The 18,222-nt window shown below is 65.8% G+C and carries 19 protein-coding genes; 9 read left to right on the top strand and 10 right to left on the bottom strand.

Features of this window, described 5'->3' with window-relative positions:
* Together QRN11_RS20395 and QRN11_RS20400 are read left to right on the top strand one after the other, a co-directional pair.
* Entirely contained in the window at positions 1-1,383 is a 1,383-nt protein-coding gene (locus tag QRN11_RS20395) for an MFS transporter (protein WP_285314283.1), read from the top strand.
* 50 nt (positions 1,384-1,433) lie between these two features.
* Positions 1,434-2,186: a 3-hydroxybutyrate dehydrogenase gene (locus tag QRN11_RS20400; protein ID WP_285314284.1), complete on the top strand. Its 753-nt coding sequence runs from the start codon at positions 1,434-1,436 to the stop codon at positions 2,184-2,186.
* Between the two features lie 48 nt (positions 2,187-2,234).
* Here QRN11_RS20400 and QRN11_RS20405 read toward each other — a convergent pair whose 3' ends face one another.
* Together QRN11_RS20405 and QRN11_RS20410 are read right to left on the bottom strand one after the other, a co-directional pair.
* Positions 2,235-2,498: a hypothetical protein gene (locus tag QRN11_RS20405; protein ID WP_091420898.1), complete on the bottom strand. Its 264-nt coding sequence runs from the start codon at positions 2,496-2,498 to the stop codon at positions 2,235-2,237.
* A 217-nt stretch (positions 2,499-2,715) separates the two neighbouring features.
* Positions 2,716-3,105: a winged helix-turn-helix transcriptional regulator gene (locus tag QRN11_RS20410; RefSeq protein WP_285314285.1), complete on the bottom strand. Its 390-nt coding sequence runs from the start codon at positions 3,103-3,105 to the stop codon at positions 2,716-2,718.
* Positions 3,106-3,202: 97 nt separating this feature from the next.
* On the opposite strand from QRN11_RS20410, the gene QRN11_RS20415 reads away from it, so the two are divergent.
* The gene (locus tag QRN11_RS20415) at positions 3,203-4,066 is read left to right on the top strand and encodes an SDR family oxidoreductase (RefSeq protein WP_285314286.1); all 864 of its coding nucleotides are present in this window, start codon (positions 3,203-3,205) and stop codon (positions 4,064-4,066) included.
* Between the two features lie 67 nt (positions 4,067-4,133).
* On the opposite strand, the gene QRN11_RS20420 is transcribed toward QRN11_RS20415, so the two are convergent.
* Complete coding sequence (locus QRN11_RS20420; protein WP_285314287.1) at positions 4,134-4,769, bottom strand: LysE family translocator; 636 nt, start codon at positions 4,767-4,769, stop codon at positions 4,134-4,136.
* A 62-nt stretch (positions 4,770-4,831) separates the two neighbouring features.
* Positions 4,832-6,337: an amino acid permease gene (locus QRN11_RS20425; RefSeq protein WP_285314288.1), complete on the bottom strand. Its 1,506-nt coding sequence runs from the start codon at positions 6,335-6,337 to the stop codon at positions 4,832-4,834.
* Positions 6,338-6,577: 240 nt separating this feature from the next.
* Here QRN11_RS20425 and QRN11_RS20430 point away from each other — a divergent pair, with 240 nt between their 5' ends.
* Complete coding sequence (locus QRN11_RS20430; protein ID WP_285314289.1) at positions 6,578-7,552, top strand: NAD(P)-dependent alcohol dehydrogenase; 975 nt, start codon at positions 6,578-6,580, stop codon at positions 7,550-7,552.
* Positions 7,553-7,558: 6 nt separating this feature from the next.
* On the opposite strand, the gene QRN11_RS20435 is transcribed toward QRN11_RS20430, so the two are convergent.
* Positions 7,559-8,131, bottom strand: coding sequence for a DinB family protein (locus tag QRN11_RS20435; RefSeq protein ID WP_285314290.1), 573 nt, complete (start codon positions 8,129-8,131; stop codon positions 7,559-7,561).
* Between the two features lie 256 nt (positions 8,132-8,387).
* On the opposite strand from QRN11_RS20435, the gene QRN11_RS20440 reads away from it, so the two are divergent.
* From QRN11_RS20440 to QRN11_RS20455, 4 genes are all read left to right on the top strand, one after another.
* Positions 8,388-9,164 carry an IclR family transcriptional regulator gene (locus QRN11_RS20440; RefSeq protein ID WP_091421192.1) on the top strand — a complete coding sequence of 259 codons (777 nt, stop codon included), beginning with the start codon at positions 8,388-8,390 and terminating at the stop codon, positions 9,162-9,164.
* 200 nt (positions 9,165-9,364) lie between these two features.
* Complete coding sequence (gene hutU, locus QRN11_RS20445; RefSeq protein WP_285314291.1) at positions 9,365-11,059, top strand: urocanate hydratase; 1,695 nt, start codon at positions 9,365-9,367, stop codon at positions 11,057-11,059.
* Positions 11,060-11,068: 9 nt separating this feature from the next.
* Entirely contained in the window at positions 11,069-12,661 is a 1,593-nt protein-coding gene (gene hutH, locus QRN11_RS20450; protein ID WP_285314292.1) for a histidine ammonia-lyase, read from the top strand.
* Between the two features lie 162 nt (positions 12,662-12,823).
* Entirely contained in the window at positions 12,824-13,060 is a 237-nt protein-coding gene (locus QRN11_RS20455) for a hypothetical protein (protein ID WP_091420919.1), read from the top strand.
* Positions 13,061-13,151: 91 nt separating this feature from the next.
* Here QRN11_RS20455 and QRN11_RS20460 read toward each other — a convergent pair whose 3' ends face one another.
* A complete protein-coding gene (locus tag QRN11_RS20460) occupies positions 13,152-13,412 on the bottom strand; it encodes a hypothetical protein (protein ID WP_285314293.1) in 261 nt (86 codons plus the stop codon).
* A 234-nt stretch (positions 13,413-13,646) separates the two neighbouring features.
* On the opposite strand from QRN11_RS20460, the gene QRN11_RS20465 reads away from it, so the two are divergent.
* Positions 13,647-14,567 carry a fumarylacetoacetate hydrolase family protein gene (locus QRN11_RS20465; protein WP_285314294.1) on the top strand — a complete coding sequence of 307 codons (921 nt, stop codon included), beginning with the start codon at positions 13,647-13,649 and terminating at the stop codon, positions 14,565-14,567.
* Here the strand turns inward: QRN11_RS20465 and QRN11_RS20470 are convergent.
* From QRN11_RS20470 to QRN11_RS20485, 4 genes are all read right to left on the bottom strand, one after another.
* A complete protein-coding gene (locus QRN11_RS20470; protein WP_285314295.1) occupies positions 14,564-14,953 on the bottom strand; it encodes a universal stress protein in 390 nt (129 codons plus the stop codon). The genes QRN11_RS20465 and QRN11_RS20470 overlap by 4 nt on opposite strands.
* 68 nt (positions 14,954-15,021) lie before the next feature.
* Complete coding sequence (locus tag QRN11_RS20475) at positions 15,022-16,566, bottom strand: tripartite tricarboxylate transporter permease (RefSeq protein ID WP_142059173.1); 1,545 nt, start codon at positions 16,564-16,566, stop codon at positions 15,022-15,024.
* A complete protein-coding gene (locus QRN11_RS20480; protein WP_142059175.1) occupies positions 16,566-17,069 on the bottom strand; it encodes a tripartite tricarboxylate transporter TctB family protein in 504 nt (167 codons plus the stop codon). Before QRN11_RS20480 ends, QRN11_RS20475 begins: the two co-directional genes overlap by 1 nt.
* On the bottom strand, positions 17,066-18,076 hold the full coding sequence (locus QRN11_RS20485; protein ID WP_142059177.1) for a Bug family tripartite tricarboxylate transporter substrate binding protein: 1,011 nt from the start codon (positions 18,074-18,076) through the stop codon (positions 17,066-17,068). The genes QRN11_RS20480 and QRN11_RS20485 overlap by 4 nt, the downstream gene beginning before the upstream one ends.
* Positions 18,077-18,222 lie beyond the last annotated feature (146 nt).

The following is an 18,222-nucleotide window of genomic DNA, read 5'->3' on the forward strand; positions in this document are numbered from 1 at the left end:
ATGAGCGTTGAACAACGCCCGGCGGACAATACTGCCGGACCTGCATCCAAAGGATCCGGACTAAAGAAAATCGTGGCCGCCTCAATGGTGGGCACGGTAGTGGAGTGGTACGAGTTCTTCCTCTACGCCACCGCCGCCACCCTGGTGTTCGGCAAGTACTTCTTCCCGGCCACCGGGAACGAACTGGACGGCATTATCCAGGCCTTCCTTACCTACGCCGTCGGCTTCGTGGCGCGGCCCCTGGGCGGGATTGTGTTCGGCCAGATTGGCGACAAACTGGGCCGCAAGCCCACGCTGCAGCTCACCATTGTGATTGTGGGTGTGGCAACGTTCCTGATGGGCTGCCTGCCCGGCTTCGCCGATATGGGCTACCTCGCACCGGCCCTGCTCGTGGCACTGCGCTTCATCCAGGGCTTTGCCCTCGGCGGCGAATGGGGCGGAGCGGTGCTGCTGGTGGCCGAGCACAGCCCCAACAAGTCACGCGCCTTCTGGTCCAGCTGGCCGCAGGCCGCCGTGCCGGTGGGCAACCTGCTGGCCACCCTGGTGCTGTTCATCATGTCCACAACCCTCAGCAGCGAGGCGTTCCTTGGCTGGGGCTGGCGCGTGGCGTTCTGGCTGTCCGCGGTGATCGTGTTCGTTGGCTACTACATCCGCACCCACGTCACCGAAGCCCCCATCTTCCTGGAGGCCAAGGCGCTGGTGGAGAAGGAACAGGCCGTCAGCTACGGCGTGTTCGAAGTGGTCCGCAAGTACCCCAAGGGCATCTTCCAGGCCATGGGCCTGCGCTTCGCCGAAAACATCATGTACTACCTGGTGGTCAGCTTCGCGATCGTCTACCTCAAGACCGTCCACAAGTACGACACCTCCTCGCTCCTGCTGGCCCTCCTGATCGCCCACGTCATCCACTTCCTGGTGATCCCGCAGGTGGGGCGCCTGGCGGACAAATTCGGACGCAAGCCGGTGTACTTGTTCGGCGCGGTGTCCGGCGCGGCCTGGCCCTTCTTCGCCTTCCCGATGTTTGATACCCGCAGCCCGGTGGTGATCGTGGCGGCCGTGACCATCGGGCTCTGCCTCCACGCCTTTATGTACGCCGGTCAGCCGGCCATCATGGCTGAACTGTTCCCCACCCGCATGCGCTACTCCGGCGTCTCGCTCGGCTCCCAGGTGACCTCCATCTTCGCCGGCTCGCTCGCACCGCTGCTTGCCACCCAGTGGCTGAAGGACACCGGGTCCTGGGTGCCCACCGCCATCTACCTGGTGGTGGCCTGCGCCATCACCGCGGTGGCAGTGCTGAGCCTGCGGGAAACCAAGGGCATCGCCCTGGAGGAAGTGGACAAGGCCGACGCCGCCCGCGAAGGCCTGCTCCCCGCCAGGACCCGCTAAGCTGCCTGGGCAGCTGGAGACTTCCGATGGACAATCGCAAGGGAACTGCAATGGACAACAACATGTTGAATGGCCGCAAGGCCCTGGTCACCGGGGGAGCCAGCGGAATCGGCGCCGCGTGTGTCCGCGAGCTGGCGGCACGTGGAGCGAAAGTGGTGGTGGCCGACGTCGATGCCGCCGGAGCCGCCGCGCTCGCCGACGAGGTGGGCGGCACCTCCTGGACTGTTGACCTGCTGGACGTGGACTCGCTCGCCACCCTGAGCCTGGATTGCGACATCCTGGTGAACAACGCCGGGATCCAGCGCATCAGCCCCATTGAGGAGTTTGATCCCGTGCAGTTCCGCCGGATCATCGCCCTGATGCTGGAGGCTCCGTTCCTGCTGATTCGAGCGGCCCTGCCGCACATGTACAGCAACGGCTTCGGGCGGATCATCAACCTGTCCTCGGTGCACGGGATCCGGGCCTCTCCGTTCAAGAGCGCATACGTTGCCGCCAAGCACGGCCTGGAAGGGTTGAGCAAGGTGACGGCGCTCGAAGGCGGCGGGCACGGAGTCACGTCCAACTGCATCAACCCCGGCTACGTCCGGACGGCGCTGGTGGAGAAGCAGATTGCGGACCAGGCCCAGGTACACGGCATCCCCGAATCCGAGGTGCTGGCCAAAGTGATGCTCACCGAGTCTGCCATCAAGCGCCTGGTGGAGCCCGAGGAGGTTGCGTCCCTGGTCGCCTGGCTTGCTTCCGGCCACGCCGGCATGGTTACCGGCGCCAGTTACACGATGGACGGCGGCTGGTCGGCCCGGTAGCATCTGCCGGCGGGCAACACCCGCCGGCAGCAACACCTCAGCGGCAGCTCAGTCCAGCTGCCGCACTTGGCGGTGATCGTAGAACACCACTCCGTGGGCGGTTTTCACGCCTACGGAGTTGCGTTGCCGGAGCACCACGATCCCCTCGCGCCGGCCACTAAAGGGATCATCCCCCACCACTGCATCGCCGATCTTGAACGGGGACCGCGGGGTGAGGGCGGTCCTTGCCCGGTCCCACGCTTTTACCGCGGCAGTGGCAAGACTGATGGGCTGGCCCATGCCGGCCGGGTCGGGGACATAAGTTTTCACCATACGTACCAACTCCTCGCGGGCGGCAGCGAAGCCACCCACTGGCGGTGCAGGTTATCCGGAACGCTCCCAGCAGAGGGCGGCCCTCCCATTCCGGTTGGCACCTTACGCCAAAGCTATGCGCTATTCACACCAGTCACACCAGTAACATGTACCCGCTTTTTCCAGGCGGGATTACTTGCTTGGGTTCTCCCCCGGGGCGCCAGCGGATCGTGCCCGGTCAGCGGGGGCCGTTGACTATTTCTTCCGCGTTCTCGAATGCCCACGCCACCAGCGGAACCAGCAGTGCGCTCAGTTCGTAGCCGCGCTCGGTCAGGCTGTAATCCACCCGCGGCGGAATGACGGGCTGCGCTTTTCGGCTGACCAGGCCGTCACGCTCGAGCGTCTTGAGGGTCTGGGCCAGCATCTTCTCGCTGACGCCCTCGGCCCGCCGCCGCAGCTCACTCCACCGCTGCTCACCTTCGGACAACGCCAGCAGGATCAGTACGCCCCATTTGCTGGTGATATGGTCCAGGACCGTCCGGCTGGGGCACCCGGCCGGGAACACGCCGTCGGCAAGCGCGACGGGAAGGGGTGCGGAAAGGGCAGTAGCGGAGATACTTACTTTCATACCAGTACCTTACCTGAAAGTGCGTACTCTCTTTCGGGAAGTATCGGGAAGGTGTCGTGGTTGTGCTCCATGAACAACCCCAACGGAAGGAAATTTCATGAGCATCGTCGTCACCGGCGCAACCGGCAAACTGGGCCGCCACGTAGTCGAGGCACTGCTGGAGCGCAATGTTCCCACGCAGGAGATCGTGGCCACCGGGCGCTCCCTTGAAAAGCTCGCAGACTTCGCGGAGCGCGGTGTCCAGGTAAAGGGCATGGATTACGCTGATCCCGCCTCCGTGGCCCAGGCCCTGAAGGGTGCCTCCAAGGTCCTCCTCATTTCCGGCAGCGAGGTGGGCCAGCGGGTGGAGCAGCACCGCATTGTGATTGAAGCCGCAAAGGCCGAAGGTGTTGAACTGCTTGCCTACACCAGCATCGCCAACGCGGACACCACATCAATGAAGCTGGCCGGGGAGCACCAGGCCACGGAAGCCATTCTGCGGGAATCCGGTGTTCCTTTTGTCCTCCTGCGTAACGGCTGGTACCTGGAGAACTACACCGAGCAGCTGCCCGGCACGCTTGCCCAGGGTGCCATCGCCGGAAGTGCAGGCGAAGGCCGCGTCAGTGCAGCGTCGCGCGCGGACTATGCCCACGCGGCTGCCGCCGTCCTGGTTGCCGATGACCAGGCAGGCAAGATCTACGAACTCGGTGGCGACGAGCCGTTCACCATGGCTGAGCTGGCCGCCGAGATCACCGCTGCCGCAGGAAAGCATGTCGCCTACCAGGACCTCCCGGCCCAGGAATATGCCGGAATGCTGGCCGGTTTCGGCGTGCCGGAGGCATTCGCGGATATCCTCGCCGATTCCGATCTCGGGATTGCCCGGGGCGACCTCCTGGTCAGCAGCGGGGACCTGCGCACGCTGATCGGCCGCCCGACGACGTCACTGGGCGAAGCTGTGCGGGCTGCCGCTGCGACTGCCTAGGCTGCAGCTTCCCTGATTGCCGGCTTTCCTGATTTGCCCGGCCTTCCGGGCCGGGCAAATCAGGAAATCAGGACTTGGTACCCGTCAGTGCGAGGGTGCCGCCAAGGCCAATCATCAGCGCCCCGCCGGTTGCCTCCATGGCGGAAATCCGGCGGGGCGAGCGGGCAAACCAATGCCGGGCGGAGCCCGCGGCGATGGCCCAGAGGCTGTCTGACACCAGTGCTATGAGGACAAACAACACCCCGAGCAGCGCCAACTGGAATGCGATGGCCCCGGACGAGTAATCCACAAACTGCGGCAGGACAGCTACGAAGAACACCACGGATTTGGGGTTGGTGGCGCCTACGGCCAGGCCTTCGGCCACCAGGCGCAGCGGCCGCGGGTCCATGGGCCGGCTCTCGGCGGAGGGCTGCTCCCGCCTGTGCCGGATAGCTTTAATGCCCAGGTGGACCAGGTAGGCGGCACCAGCCAGTTTCACCACACTGAACAGGATCACCGACTGCGCCACCACAATTCCCACACCCAGCGCCACCGCTGCCACTTGCACCAGCTGCCCGGTGGCATTGCCCAGCACGGTGAGGACACCGCCCTTCCAGCCGAGGGCAAGGGAACGGCCGATCACGAACAGGACGCTGGGCCCCGGCACGGCGATGAGGATCACGGCGGTAAGGGCAAAGGCAAGCAGGTTGGACAGTGGAACCATGCCTGAGTTTAGCCCCGGCAGGGTGCGCCAGGCATCGCCTGGCGCTACCTGGTCCTGCGTGCTCAGCCGCGGCTGCGGTCGGCGGCGACTTCGGCTGAAGCAACCACCGGCAGCGGTGATGTTTCGTCCACAAGCTCGGCCCGCCGTCGTCCGTCACCCTTGATCCACAAACGGTACGCGAGGATGAGGAGCACCAGCCAGGCTCCGCCAACATACAAGGCGATCCGGGTGTCTTCGAAGGCGCCGAGGACGGCGATCACCAGCGCCATAAAGGAAATGGTGAGGATCGATGCGGCAGGCCACCACGGCGAAGGGAATTCCGACGCCGGCAGTCCGCGTTGGGCAATTTCCCGCTTCATGGCCACGTGGGAAGCGAGGATCATCACCCAGACCCAGACCGTGGCGAACGTCGCGATCGAGGCGATGAGGATAAAGACGTCCTCGGGGATGACGGCGTTCAGGACCACACCCACCAGGAGGATGCCCGCCATCATCACCACCGTCATCCAGGGCACCCCGTGCCGGGACACCTTGCCGAAGGCGGCCGGGGCGTGGCCTTGGCGGGAGAGGCCGAAGAGGATGCGGCCGGCGCCAAAGATGTCGCTGTTAATGGCGGAGAGCGCGGCGGTGATCACCACGGCGTTCAGGATGTGCGGGGCCGCGGGGATGCCCAGGCCGCTGAAGATCTGGACGAAGGGGCTGCCGTTGCTGCCGATCTCGTTCCACGGAAAGAGGCTCATGAGCACGCCCAGGGTGAGGACGTAGAACAGCAGGACGCGCACGGGGACGGTGTTGACCGCCTTGGGGATGACCTTTTTCGGGTCGGCCGCCTCGCCGGCGGTGATGCCGAGGGTCTCGATCCCGCCGAAGGCGAACATCACCACGGCGAAGGAGGCGAGGAGCCCTTCGAAGCCGAACGGGAAGAACCCGCCGTGCTCCACGAGGTTGCCCAGGCCGGGAGCGACAGTGGAGCCGTCGGCCTGGAAGCCGAACACGATGATGGCTGCGCCGCCGGCGATCATGGCGATGATGGCCGCCACCTTGATGAGCGAGAACCAGAACTCCAGTTCGCCGAAGACCTTGACGCTGAGCAGGTTCAGGGCGGCCAGGAAGAAGATGATGGCAAGGATCCAGATCCAGCGCTCCACTTGCGGAAACCAGAAGCCCATGTAGATGCTGAAGGCCGTGACGTCCGCGATGGCCACGATGGCCATTTCGAAGACGTAGGTCCAGCCGGTCACAAAGCCGGCCAGCGGGCCCAGGTAGCGGCTGGCGTACTGGCCGAATGAGCCGGAAACCGGGTGCCGGACGGCCATTTCGCCGAGGGCGCGCATCACCATGAACACGGCTGCGCCGCCGATGATGTAGGCCAGCAGGACGGCGGGGCCGGCCTTTTGGATTGCGGAGGCCGACCCGTAGAAGAGGCCCGTGCCGATCGCCGAACCCAGGGCCATGAACCGGATATGGCGCACATTCAGCCCGCGGTTCAGGACGCTTCCGACGGCGGCTGATGCGGTTTGTTGTGCGGCCGGACTTTCGTTCCGGGTTGGGCTTGGTGCTTGTTGCATACAAATACCTTCTCGTCTTTGGGAGGTGGGCCGGTAACCAGCAGACCACTTCCGCGGGCGACGTGATGAGCCTCACGGGGGCTTGGTGTCTTTCATTTCAGATTGAACGGTGGACCGCTGCGTTTTCGGTTCGGAGGGGGACCCTTGACTCGACCACGGCTTTTCCTTACCTTGAGGGGCCGCCGGTAGCCGGACGGATGAGGTTGTTGTGCCCCCGTACCACCAGCCCGAAGGAGTTCGATGATGAAAGCAATCGTGCAGGACGTTTATGGATCGGCGGACGTGCTGGAGCTGCGGGAGATTGCCCGGCCTGAGCCCCGCACCGGCGAGGTGCTGATCCGGGTGCGGGCGGCCGGCGTCGACCAGGGTGTCTGGCACCTGATGACGGGGCTGCCGTATCTGGTCCGGCTGTTTGGCTACGGGTTGAAGAAGCCGAAGGTTCCGGTCCGGGGCCGGGAAGTGGCCGGCGTGGTGGAGGCGGTAGTGCCCGGAGCGACACGTTTTGCCGTGGGGGACGAGGTGTTTGGAACCTGCGACGGGTCCTTTGCCGAATACGTCTGCGCGAAGGAGGACAAGCTGGCCCGAAAACCCGCAAGCCTGTCTTTCGAAGAAGCCGCGGCTTCGCCGATCTCAGGCGTCACGGCCCTGCAGGCTGTCCGCGACGCCGGCCAGGTCACTGTCGGCCAGAAGGTGCTGATCCTTGGCGCGGGCGGGGGAGTGGGGTCCTTCGCGGTCCAGCTGGCCAAAGCCTTCGGAGCGGAGGTGACAGGGGTATGCAGCACCGGCAAGGTTGACCTGGTCCGTTCCCTTGGGGCGGATGCCGTCATTGACTACAGGACGACCAATATTGCGGGCGCCGGGAAGCTGTACGACGTCATCCTGGACACGGCCGGCAACCGGCCGCTGTCACTCCTGCGCCGGCTGCTCGTACCCAAGGGCACGCTGGTGATCATCGGCGGCGAAGGTGGCGGAAAACTGACCGGCGGGTTTCAGCGGTCCCTGGTTGCGCCGCTGGCCGCACTGTTTTCCGGCCGGAAGCTCAAGGGGCTTGTCGCCAAGGAAACACACCTGGATCTCGAGGCCCTTGCATCGCTGATCGAGGCGGGAAGCGTCAAACCTGTGGTGGACAAGGTCTTTCCCCTTGCCGAAGCGCCGGCCGCCATCCAGTACCTCCGCGAGGGGCGGGCGCGCGGCAAGGTTGTGGTTCGGCTCTGAAGGTGCTCATGCCTGCCTCGCCGCAGCTTCTATGGCGGCACGGTGGGCAGCCCATTCTTCAGGACTTCGCCGAGTGAGGTTCGGATCGCCGGGGCGCTGCCCGGCACTGCCGTCGATGAGTTCGCGCAGGATGTCTGCGTGGCCCAGGTGATGGGAGCGTTCGGCAACCATATGGACCAGTATCTGGTGCAGGGTGACGTTGCGCCGCTCTTCCGGCCACCACGGGACCACGCCAGGGGCGTCAGCGGGCAATGCCTCGATGGTCGCGTCGCTATGTGCGGCGGCGAAGTGGTGCAGCTCGACGATGTCCTCGCGGGACTCGGCCGCGGTCGCCCACATGTCCGCGTCCGGGACTGCGCCGTCGTCCAGCCAGGGAAGGTGCCGCCCGCTGGGGCGCCCAAACACCACCCCGAAATAGTCCACCTCCACGCTGGCCACATGTTTGACCAGGCCCAGCAGGTTGGTTCCGGTAGGTGTAAGCGGCCGGCGGACGTCGTACTCGCTGAGGCCGTCCAGTTTGCCGAGCAGGTCGTCCCGCCTGGCCCGAAGATAACGGTGAAGCGTCTCTTTTTGGTCCATAGCGGGACTCTACCGAACCGCGAGCCAGCCTTGGCCGGCGCAGAAGCGGGGCAGTATGCTCACGCCTGTCTCGTATCGCAGACAGCAGGCGTGTTTTCATGAGGCTTGCAAGCCGGAGGAGGGCGCAAGCTTAAGTACGGGATCCCGGATAGCTACGGGATGTACCGCCAACAAAAAGGAGGTTCCGGTGTTAGCCACCGAAGCGAGGCCGGAGGCCGGCAACGAATCAAAAGCGGCCTCAAAAGCGGCCTCCAAACTGGCGTCGAAGGTCCCCGCTGCCGAGAACACGCTCCGCATCCTCAAACTGTTGGCCTCCCGGCGCGGCCCGATGGCGGCGTCGCAAATTGCCTCGACCCTGGGCCTGCCCAGGTCCAGCGTCTACCACCTGCTCGGTGTGATGGAGGCCAATGGCTTCGTGCTTCATCTGCACGAGGAGCAGCGGTACGGGCTCGGAATCAGTGCTTTTGAGCTCAGTTCCGCCTACTCCCGCCAGGAACCGTTGTCCCGGCTGGGCCGGCCGCTGCTCGCCAGCCTGGTGGATGCGCTCGGCGAGAGCGCCCACCTGGCGGTCCTGCATGGACGCGACGTGCTCTATATTGTCGAGGAACGGGCCAAGAACCGGCCGTCCCTGGTGACCGACGTCGGCGTCCGGCTCCCCAGCCATCTCACCGCCAGCGGGCGCGCGATCCTTGCCGCGCTGCCCAAGTCCCAGGTACGCGCCCTGTACCCGAATGCCGCCGCCTTCTCGGCCCGGCACGAGGTGGAGGGCGCCATCATGAAGTACTCGGCGCTGTCCTCCCACCTGGACCAGGTCCGGCAGCGCGGCTACGCCACGGAACACGGAGAGGTAACTCCAGGTTTCGGCTCCATCGCGGCCGCCGTAACGGATCACCTGGGATGGCCGACGGCGGCAGTCGCCGTGACGTTCCTCGAGGACAAGTTGCCGGTGGAGGAATGGCCGGTCCTGGCCGGCCGGGTGCAAAAAGTTGCCGACGAACTCTCACTCCGGCTCCACGGCCGCCCCGTCAAGTAGCCGCCCCCGCATTTGTGCCATCACTTTTTGTCCCCAACCGGGGCTTTTGGCAACCAAAAGTGATGGCGCAACGGGAGGGGCGGGAGCGTCTGGAATGCCGGACAGCACCCTCCCAAAACCCCTGTAAAGCCCTCCCGCCAAGGGCTTTAGTTGATACAGAACTTCTTTCACATCACAGACACCAACGAAAAGGAGCCATCATGGCACCCGCCGATTTCACCACCGGTGCCCGCCCGGTCAAAGCTGCCCGCGGCACTGAGCTCACCGCCAAGTCCTGGCAGACCGAAGCCCCGCTGCGGATGCTGATGAACAACCTTGACCCGGAGGTGGCCGAACGCCCGGACGATCTGGTGGTTTACGGCGGCACCGGCCGCGCCGTCCGGTCCTGGGCCGCCTTCGACGCCATCACCCGCACCCTGGAAACCATGGAGAAGGACGAGACCCTCCTGGTCCAGTCCGGCAAGCCCGTAGGTGTCTTCCGCACCAACGAGTGGGCCCCGCGCGTGCTGCTGGCCAACTCCAACCTCGTGGGCGACTGGGCCACCTGGCCCGAGTTCCGCCGGCTTGAGGCCGAAGGCCTGATGATGTACGGACAGATGACTGCCGGGTCCTGGATCTATATCGGCACCCAGGGCATCCTGCAGGGCACCTTCGAAACCTTCGCCGCGATCGCCCGCAAGCTCACCGGCGACGAAAACGGCACCCTCGCCGGCACCCTTACCCTCACCGGCGGCTGCGGCGGCATGGGCGGCGCCCAGCCGCTGGCCGTCACCCTGAACGAGGGCGCCTGCCTGATTGTCGATGTCGACGAGACCCGCCTGCGCCGCCGCGCGGGCAAGCGCTACCTCGATGAAGTGGAAACCGACCTCGACGCCGCCATTGCCAAGGTCCTGAAGGCCAAGGAAGAGCGCCGCGGCTGGTCCGTGGGCTACGTCGGCAACGCCGCCGAGGTCTTCCCCGAAATCCTGCGCCGCCACAGGGCCGGCGAACTCACCGTGGACATCGTCACCGACCAGACCTCCGCCCACGATCCGCTGTCCTACCTGCCCGAGGGCATCACGGTGGCCGAGTGGCACCGCGAGGCCGAGGCCGATCCCGAGGGCTTCACCAAGAAGGCCCAGGCCTCGATGGCACGCCACGTCCAGGCCATGGTGGAATTCCAGGACGCCGGCGCCGAGGTCTTCGACTACGGCAACTCCATCCGCGACGAAGCGCGCAAGGGCGGCTACACCCGGGCGTTCGAGTTCCCTGGCTTTGTTCCGGCCTACATCCGGCCCCTGTTCTGCGAGGGCCTGGGCCCGTTCCGCTGGGTGGCCCTGTCCGGGGACCCGGAAGACATCCGCGTCACCGATGAGGCCATCAAGGAACTGTTCCCCGAGAACAAGCACCTGCACCGCTGGATCGACGCCGCCCAGGAACGCGTCGAGTTCGAAGGCCTGCCGGCACGCATCTGCTGGCTCGGCTACGGGGAACGGGCCAAGGCCGGTCTGCTGTTCAACCAGCTCGTCAAGGAAGGCAAGGTCAAGGCCCCCATCGTGATCGGCCGCGACCATTTGGACTCCGGTTCCGTCGCCTCCCCGTACCGGGAAACCGAGGCCATGGCCGACGGTTCGGACGCCATTGCCGACTGGCCCATGCTCAACGCCCTGCTTAACACCGCCTCCGGCGCTACCTGGGTCTCCCTGCACCACGGCGGCGGCGTCGGCATCGGCCGGTCCATCCACGCCGGCCAGGTCTCCGTTGCCGACGGCACCGAGCTTGCCGCGCAGAAACTCGAACGCCTCCTCACCAACGACCCCGGCATGGGTGTTATCCGCCACGCCGACGCCGGCTACGACCGCGCCCTCGACGTCGCCAAAGAACGCGGCGTCCGCATCCCGATGAACGAGAAGTAGGAACCACAAGTGACTCTCACAACCCACGAACCGCTCACCGTCACCCTCGGCTCCAGCGGCGTCACGCCCGAGGACGTTGTCGCCGTCGCACGCCACAACGCCAAGGTCACCATTTCCCCGGATGCCCTGGAAACGGTCGCCAAGGTCCGCGCCCACATCGATGACCTCGCCTCCAGCGACGTCCCGGCCTACGGCATCTCCACCGGCTTCGGCGCCCTCGCCAACCGCCACATCCCCAACGAACTGCGCACCCAGCTCCAGAAAAGCCTGATCCGCAGCCACGCCGCCGGAATGGGCCCGGCCGTGGAACGTGAAGTGGTGCGCGGCATCATGTTCCTGCGCGCCAAGACCCTCGCCTCCGGCCGCACGGGCGTCCGCCCGGTGGTCCTGCAGACCATGGTGGACGTCCTCAACGCAGGCATCACTCCCGTGGTCCGCGAGTTCGGATCACTCGGCTGCTCGGGCGACCTCGCCCCGCTGTCCCACTGCGCCCTGGTCCTGATGGGCGAAGGCGAGGCGGAAGGGCCCGACGGCGTGACGTACGGCGCCGCCGGCCAGCGCACCGTTGCTGAGCTGCTCGCCGAACACGGCATCGAACCCGTCACCCTCGCCGAAAAGGAAGGCCTGGCCCTGGTGAACGGCACGGAGGGCATGCTGGGTATGCTCCTGATGGCCATCGCCGACCTTCGCCAGCTGCTGACGACGGCGGACATCACCGCCGCACTCAGCGTCGAAGCGCTGCTGGGTACGGACCAGGTGTTCCTGCCCGAGCTCCATGCCGCCCTCCGTCCCCACCCGGGACAGGCGGCCAGCGCGGGCAACATGCTGCGCGTGCTGTCGGATTCGCCGATCGTGGCCTCCCACAAGGTAGGGGACTCGCGGGTGCAGGACGCCTATTCGCTCCGCTGTGCCCCGCAGGTGGCCGGCGCCGTCCGCGACACCGTGGACCACGCGGCACTGGTGGCATCGCGCGAACTGGCTGCCGCCATCGACAACCCGGTGGTCCTGCCGGACGGCCGGGTGAGCTCGAACGGCAACTTCCATGGTGCCCCCGTGGCGTATGTCCTGGATTTCCTGGCCATCGCCGTCGCCGACCTGAGCTCGATCGCTGAGCGGCGGACGGACCGGATGCTGGATCCGGCCCGCTCCCACGGCCTTCCCGCCTTCCTTGCTGCTGACCCGGGAGTGGATTCGGGCCTGATGATTGCCCAGTACACCCAGGCAGGGCTGGTGTCCGACAACAAGCGGCTGGCAGTCCCGGCGTCCGTGGACTCCATCCCGAGTTCGGCCATGCAGGAAGACCACGTCTCCATGGGCTGGCACGCGGCACGCAAACTGCGCAAGGCAGTGGAGAACCTCCGCCGGGTACTGGCCATTGAGCTGGTGACCTCAGCCCGGGCCTTGGATATCCGCACGCAGCTTTCGGGCGGCGTACTGACTCCGGGGCCGGCGGGCGCCGCCGTCGTCGCGGCCCTCCGCGAAAAGGTGGACGGGCCGGGGACCGACCGGTTCCTTTCGCCCGAACTGGAGGCGGCTGACCAGCTCGTCGACGCAGGTGAGGTGCGCAGGGCGGCCGAATCCGCCGTCGGCGTCCTCGCCTAGGAGAGAAGAATCTTCGGAAAGAAGCGCAATCCGTCCGCCTGGTGAAATTTCCGCCGACACGGTCATCGGGCGGACGGGGAGTGTAGTAGAACTGAAGGTGTAGCAAAAGTCACATCAACGAAGCTGTGGCGCACGAACATATACAAAGGGGTAGAAGTTCACATGAAAGCACGTGGGGCAGTCCTATCGAGGCGCAATGCCCATTCCGCCGCTGTTTCCGACTGGAGGAGCCTCCGGGCCGGGGAGCGCGTCGAAATCATCAAGCAGGCGCATGTGGTAGCCACCGGGGAGGTGGAAGAAGTGTCGCAGAGCGGAAACGTTCTGTGGCTCGTGCCGGCTGGTCCGACTGAGAAGCAGCTCTTTTTGAAGTCCGACGGCGTGCAGGTACGCCGCGGCTGACGTATTTCCAGGACAAACACGAGTCCCCGCGCTGCCTGATGCAGTGCGGGGACTCTTGTTTGGTCGCCGGCCAGGCGTCCGCCGGACAAATTCAGGCGGCGATGGCCTCGTAGGTTTCGCCGAACGGTACCGATTCATCCAGTGCCACGGTGTAGCGTCCCGGACGAAGCCGGGTGACGAGGATGCCGCAGGAGGCGTCCTTGGCGGCCACCTCGATCAGTTCTGCGACTGCCTCTTCCAGGCCTGCGTGCATTTCGCCTGCCGTGTAAAACTCCAGATCGATGGAGCGGTTCAGCGGCCCCTCCGTGGAAGCGGAAGCAGCCGGACGGCGTTCCATAGTGGCTGTAGACATGTACTGAACTTCAGTTTCTTCGTCCCCCAGGGCCTGCCCATTCTACCGACGAGCGCTTCAAATGTCAGATGACTGCCCTATGTAACATCGATCGTCCGGGCCGCAGCGCGTGGTCTTGCCGCTGCCGGCCCAGTCACAATCGGCGCAGTGGCGAAGGTCCTCCTGTGTCGGACACCATAGTGGTAAGCCATCATCAACCGGATTAGGCCGGATGCGAAGAGAAGGAAATCCTGTATGAAAATCATGCGCCTCGGGGACATCGGCAAGGAACAGCCCGCCGTTCTGGCACGGTCCGCCGCCGGAGATGAAGAGTACTTCAGCCTGCTGCCCCTGACTGGGGACGTTGACGGCGCCTTCCTCGCCGGGGGAGGGCTGGCTAAAGTACGCGAAGCCCTCGAAGCCGGCACGTTGCCGGTCCTTGAAGGCGCTGCAGGCCTCCGCATCGGTGCTCCGGTAGTCCGCCCGGGAGCAGTGGTTGGTATTGGCATGAACTACGCCGCGCACGCGGCCGAGTCCGGTTCGGCGCCGCCGGAGATTCCCGTGGTGTTCCTCAAGCCGGCGAATACCGTGACCGGCCCCTATGACCCCGCCCCGGTTCCGCCGCACTCCCACAAATACGACTGGGAGGTGGAGCTGGGCATCGTGATCGGGGCGGAGGCCAGCTACCTGCCGTCCGTGGAGGCGGCCCAGGACTGCATCGCTGGCTATGTCACCGCCAACGACTTCTCCGAGCGTGAGTACCAGATTCCCGGTGCGGCCGGTCAATGGACCAAGGGCAAGTCCTTGCCCGGCTCCACGCCGCTCGGCCCGTGGCTTGTTCCATCCGGGGAGATCGACGGCGGCAACCTGCGCCTGCGCAGCTGGGTGAACGGCGAAGCCCGGCAGGACTCGTCCACTGCCGGGCTGATTTTCGACGCTGCCACCCTGGTGCACCACTGCAGCCAGTACATGCGGCTGGAGCCCGGTGATGTGATCATCACCGGGACTCCAGAAGGTGTTGCACTGAGCGGCCGCTTCCCATACCTGCGGCCGGGCGACGTGGTGGAGGTTGAAGTTGAGGGCCTGGGGCGCCAGCGCCAGGAACTTTACCGCGCACGTCCGGCAAGCGCGGCGCCCGCGAAGCCGGCGCCGCAGGGACAGCTTCAGTCCAGCTAGGCCTTCACTGCCAGGACCGGGCAGTCGGCTTCGAGCAGGATCCGCTGGGACACGCTGCCCATGATCAACTTGCCCACCGGTGTCCGGCGCCGCAGCCCGATCACAATCAATTCGGCATTGTTCTCCTCCGCGGCATCCAGGACCTCGGCGGCGGCATCGTGGCCACGGACCGGCTGCTTGATCACGTGGTCGATGCCCTGGGTGGCGAGCCGGTCCTCAATGCTCTGGATCTCCGGCTCCTGGGCGTAGCGGTTGTCCACCAGGGCATCGCCCTTGGAGGAGTTGATAACCAGCAGCTTGGTGTTGTTCTTGCGGGCTTCGGTAATGGCCTGCGTCAGGGCTGCTTCACCCTCGGGCGTCGGGACGTATCCCACCACGATGGTCATGGCTGGTTCTCTTTTCTGTAGGTCTTGTTGCGTACGGGGCATGGTCCGGAGAGGGTGTCCGGGACCGGTCAGCCAACGTCCGTCGGTTCGGGAGCGCCGGAATTGGCAGGAAGCAGCGGCTTGCGCGCCGGACCGTTCCGCTTGACCAGCTTGAAGACCAGCGGCCACAGCAGGATGAGTCCCACGAGGATGTAGACAACGACGGCGATCGGCTCGCTGAAGAGGCCGGCGGGGTCACCGGCGCTGAGCTGCAGCGTCTTCCGGAGCTGGCCCTCAATGCGCGGGCCAAGGATCACGCCGAGGATGAGCGGCAACACGGGCAGGCCGAAGCGCCGCATCATGAACCCGAGGACGCCGAGCACCAGCAGGATCACCAGGTCGAACGCCTGCAGGTTCACCGAATAGGCGCCCAGCGTGGCGAAGAAGAGGATGCCCGCGTACAGGTACGGCCGGGGGAGCTGCAGGAGTTTCGCCCACATCGGTGCCAGCGGCAGGTTAATCAGCAGGAGCAGCAGGTTGCCGATGAACAGGCTCGCGATCAGGGCCCACACGAGGGGACCCTGGCTGCTGAAGAGCTGCGGGCCCGGCTGGATGCCGTAGGACGTGAAAGCGGCGAGCATCACCGCGGCGGTGGCGTTGGTGGGAAGGCCCAGCGCCAGCATGGGGGTCAGGGTGCCGGCGGCGGCAGCGTTGTTGGCAGCCTCGGGGCCGGCGACACCTTCAATGGCACCCTTGCCGAACTCTTCGGGGTGTTTGCTGAGGCGCTTCTCCGTGACATAGGACAGGAACGTGGGGATCTCGGCGCCACCGGCCGGCAGCGCGCCGAAGGGGAAGCCGAAGGCGGTGCCGCGCAGCCACGGCTTCCAGGAGCGCTTCCAGTCGGACTTGCCCATCCAGGGCTGCCCCACCGGAATGGCATGCAGCGGCGTGCGGCGCAGGTGGGCGGCAACCCAGAGGGCTTCGCCCACCGCGAAGATGGCCACTGCCACTACCACGATGTCCAGCCCGTCCGCGAGCAGCGGCTGGCCGAAGGTCAGGCGGCGCTGGCCGGTGACGGAGTCGATGCCCACCAGGCCGATCGCGAGGCCGAGTGCCAGCGAGGCGAAGCCGCGGAGCCGGGACGAGCCCAGGACGGCGGTGACGGCCAGCAGGGCCAGGATCATGATGGCGAAGTAGCTGGGGGCTCCGAGGCTGACGGCGAACTGGACCACGATCGGTGCGCAGACGGCCAGGAGGGCGGTGCCGATGGTGCCGGCGACGAACGAGCCAATGGCCGCCGTCGCAAGCGCCTGGGCGGCCCGGCCGGCCTTGGCCATTTTGTTGCCTTCGATCGCCGTCACCACCGAGGACGATTCACCTGGTGTGTTCAGCAGGATGGAGGTGGTGGAGCCGCCGTACATGCCGCCGTAGTAGATGCCGGCGAACATGATGAAGGCGCTGGTGGGTTCCAGGGCGTAGGTGACCGGAAGCAGCAGGGCCACGGTCATGGCCGGGCCGAGGCCCGGAAGGACGCCGACGGCGGTGCCCAGGAGGACGCCGATCACGGCGTACAGGAGATTCATGGGGGTCAGGGCGGTGGCGAAGCCGTCCATCAGGGAGGACCAGACGTCCATTAAAGGATTCCTTCCAGGAGGCCGGCCGGAAGGGCGATGCCGAGGCCGAGGTAGAAACCGTAGAAGGTCAGCAGGGACATGGCCACGGAGATGAGCCCGTCACGGATGTAGTGGCGGCTGCCGAGGGCCAGCACGCAGCCCCAGAAAAGGACGGTGCCGGAGATGACCCATCCGGCCCAGTCGATGAGCAGGATGTTCAGGATGAATGCGCCGGCCAGGGGCAGGACGGTCTTCCAGTCGGCGGGGTGGGTGAGGTCCACATCTTCGCCGCCTTCAGCTTCGCCCTGGCCGCCGCGGAAGACGTTGATGGCCAGCAGGACAGCGCAGACCACCAGCAGGCCGGCCACGATGTAGGGAACGGTTTTGGGACCGACCGGATCGGATTGGGAGTACGGGGTTACCAGGCGGTTGGCGTCCACGAAAACCACGACGCCGGCCGCGCCGAGCAGGAGTGCAACTCCCAGCTCGGCGCGTCCTTTGAGGCCTGTTGTCAGGGAGCTCACGCCAACCCAAGCTTGGTGAGCACGTCCGCCACCCGCTTGTCCTGGTCGGAGAGGAAGGACTTGAACTCATCGCCGGTGATGAAGGCATCGGTCCAGCCGCGGGTCTTCAGCGTTTCCTTCCAGCCCGCGGTGCCGTGCATCTTCTCCAGGGCGGCAATCAGCTTGGTCTTGTCCGCATCGCTGATGCCCGGAGGGGCCACCATGCCGCGCCAGTTGGTGAACACCAGGTCGATGTTGGATTCCTTCAGCGTGGGTGCATCCACACCCTCGAGCCGCTTCTCGCCGCTCGTGGCCAGGACGCGCACCTCACCGGACTTGATCTGCTGCAGGAACTCGCCTGCACCGGAAGCGGCGAAGCCGAGCTTGTTGCCAAGGATCGCCGGGAGCAGGTCACCGCCGCCGTCGTAGGCCACGTAGTTGACCTTGGTGGCGTCGATGCCAACGGCACCGGCCAGCTGCATGGGCAGGAGGTGGTCCGGGCCGCCCGGGGAGGAGCCGCCACCCACGGCGATGGAACCGGGATCGGCCTTCCAGGCCTTCACGAGGTCGTCAATACTCTTGTACGGGGAATCCTTGCCGACCATGATGGCGCCGGGTTCCTCGATGAGCCGGGCAAGGGGGGTGGTTTCGGTCAGCTTCGATTCTGACTTGTTGGTGTAGCTCGCGCCCACCACGCCCAGGCCCATCAGCATGGCAAGGTCCCCGTTGCCCTTTTCGTTCACCACGCGGGCAAGGCCCACGGTGCCGCCGGCGCCGGCGAGGTTGAAGACTTCGGTGTTGGTGGAGATCTTCTCGTCGTCGAGGACCTTCGCTGCTGCGCGGGCGGTGGTGTCATAGCCGCCGCCCGGGGTGTTGGGGACCATGATCTGGAGCCCGGTAATGGGTCCGGCGGCGGCGCCGGAGCTTTCCGAACCTGTGGAGCTCTTTCCGGTGGCACCGCAGCCGGTGGCCATCAGGGCGATGCCGGCGGCGACGGCGGCAATACGCAATGCGCGGATCTGGCGCATGGTGTTCCTCTTCTCATGAAAAATGATCAGCAAGACTGACTTGGTGATTCGATGCTAGGTTCCGCGGTGACGCCGGTCACTCTTATGTACGCAGAGAAAGTTAAGTTCATTGCGTTCACGTTTCGCCGAAGCCAACCGCGGCTGCC

Origin of the sequence: Pseudarthrobacter sp. fls2-241-R2A-168 (assembly GCF_030209335.1) — a bacterium.
Taxonomy (GTDB): Bacteria; Actinomycetota; Actinomycetes; order Actinomycetales; family Micrococcaceae; genus Arthrobacter.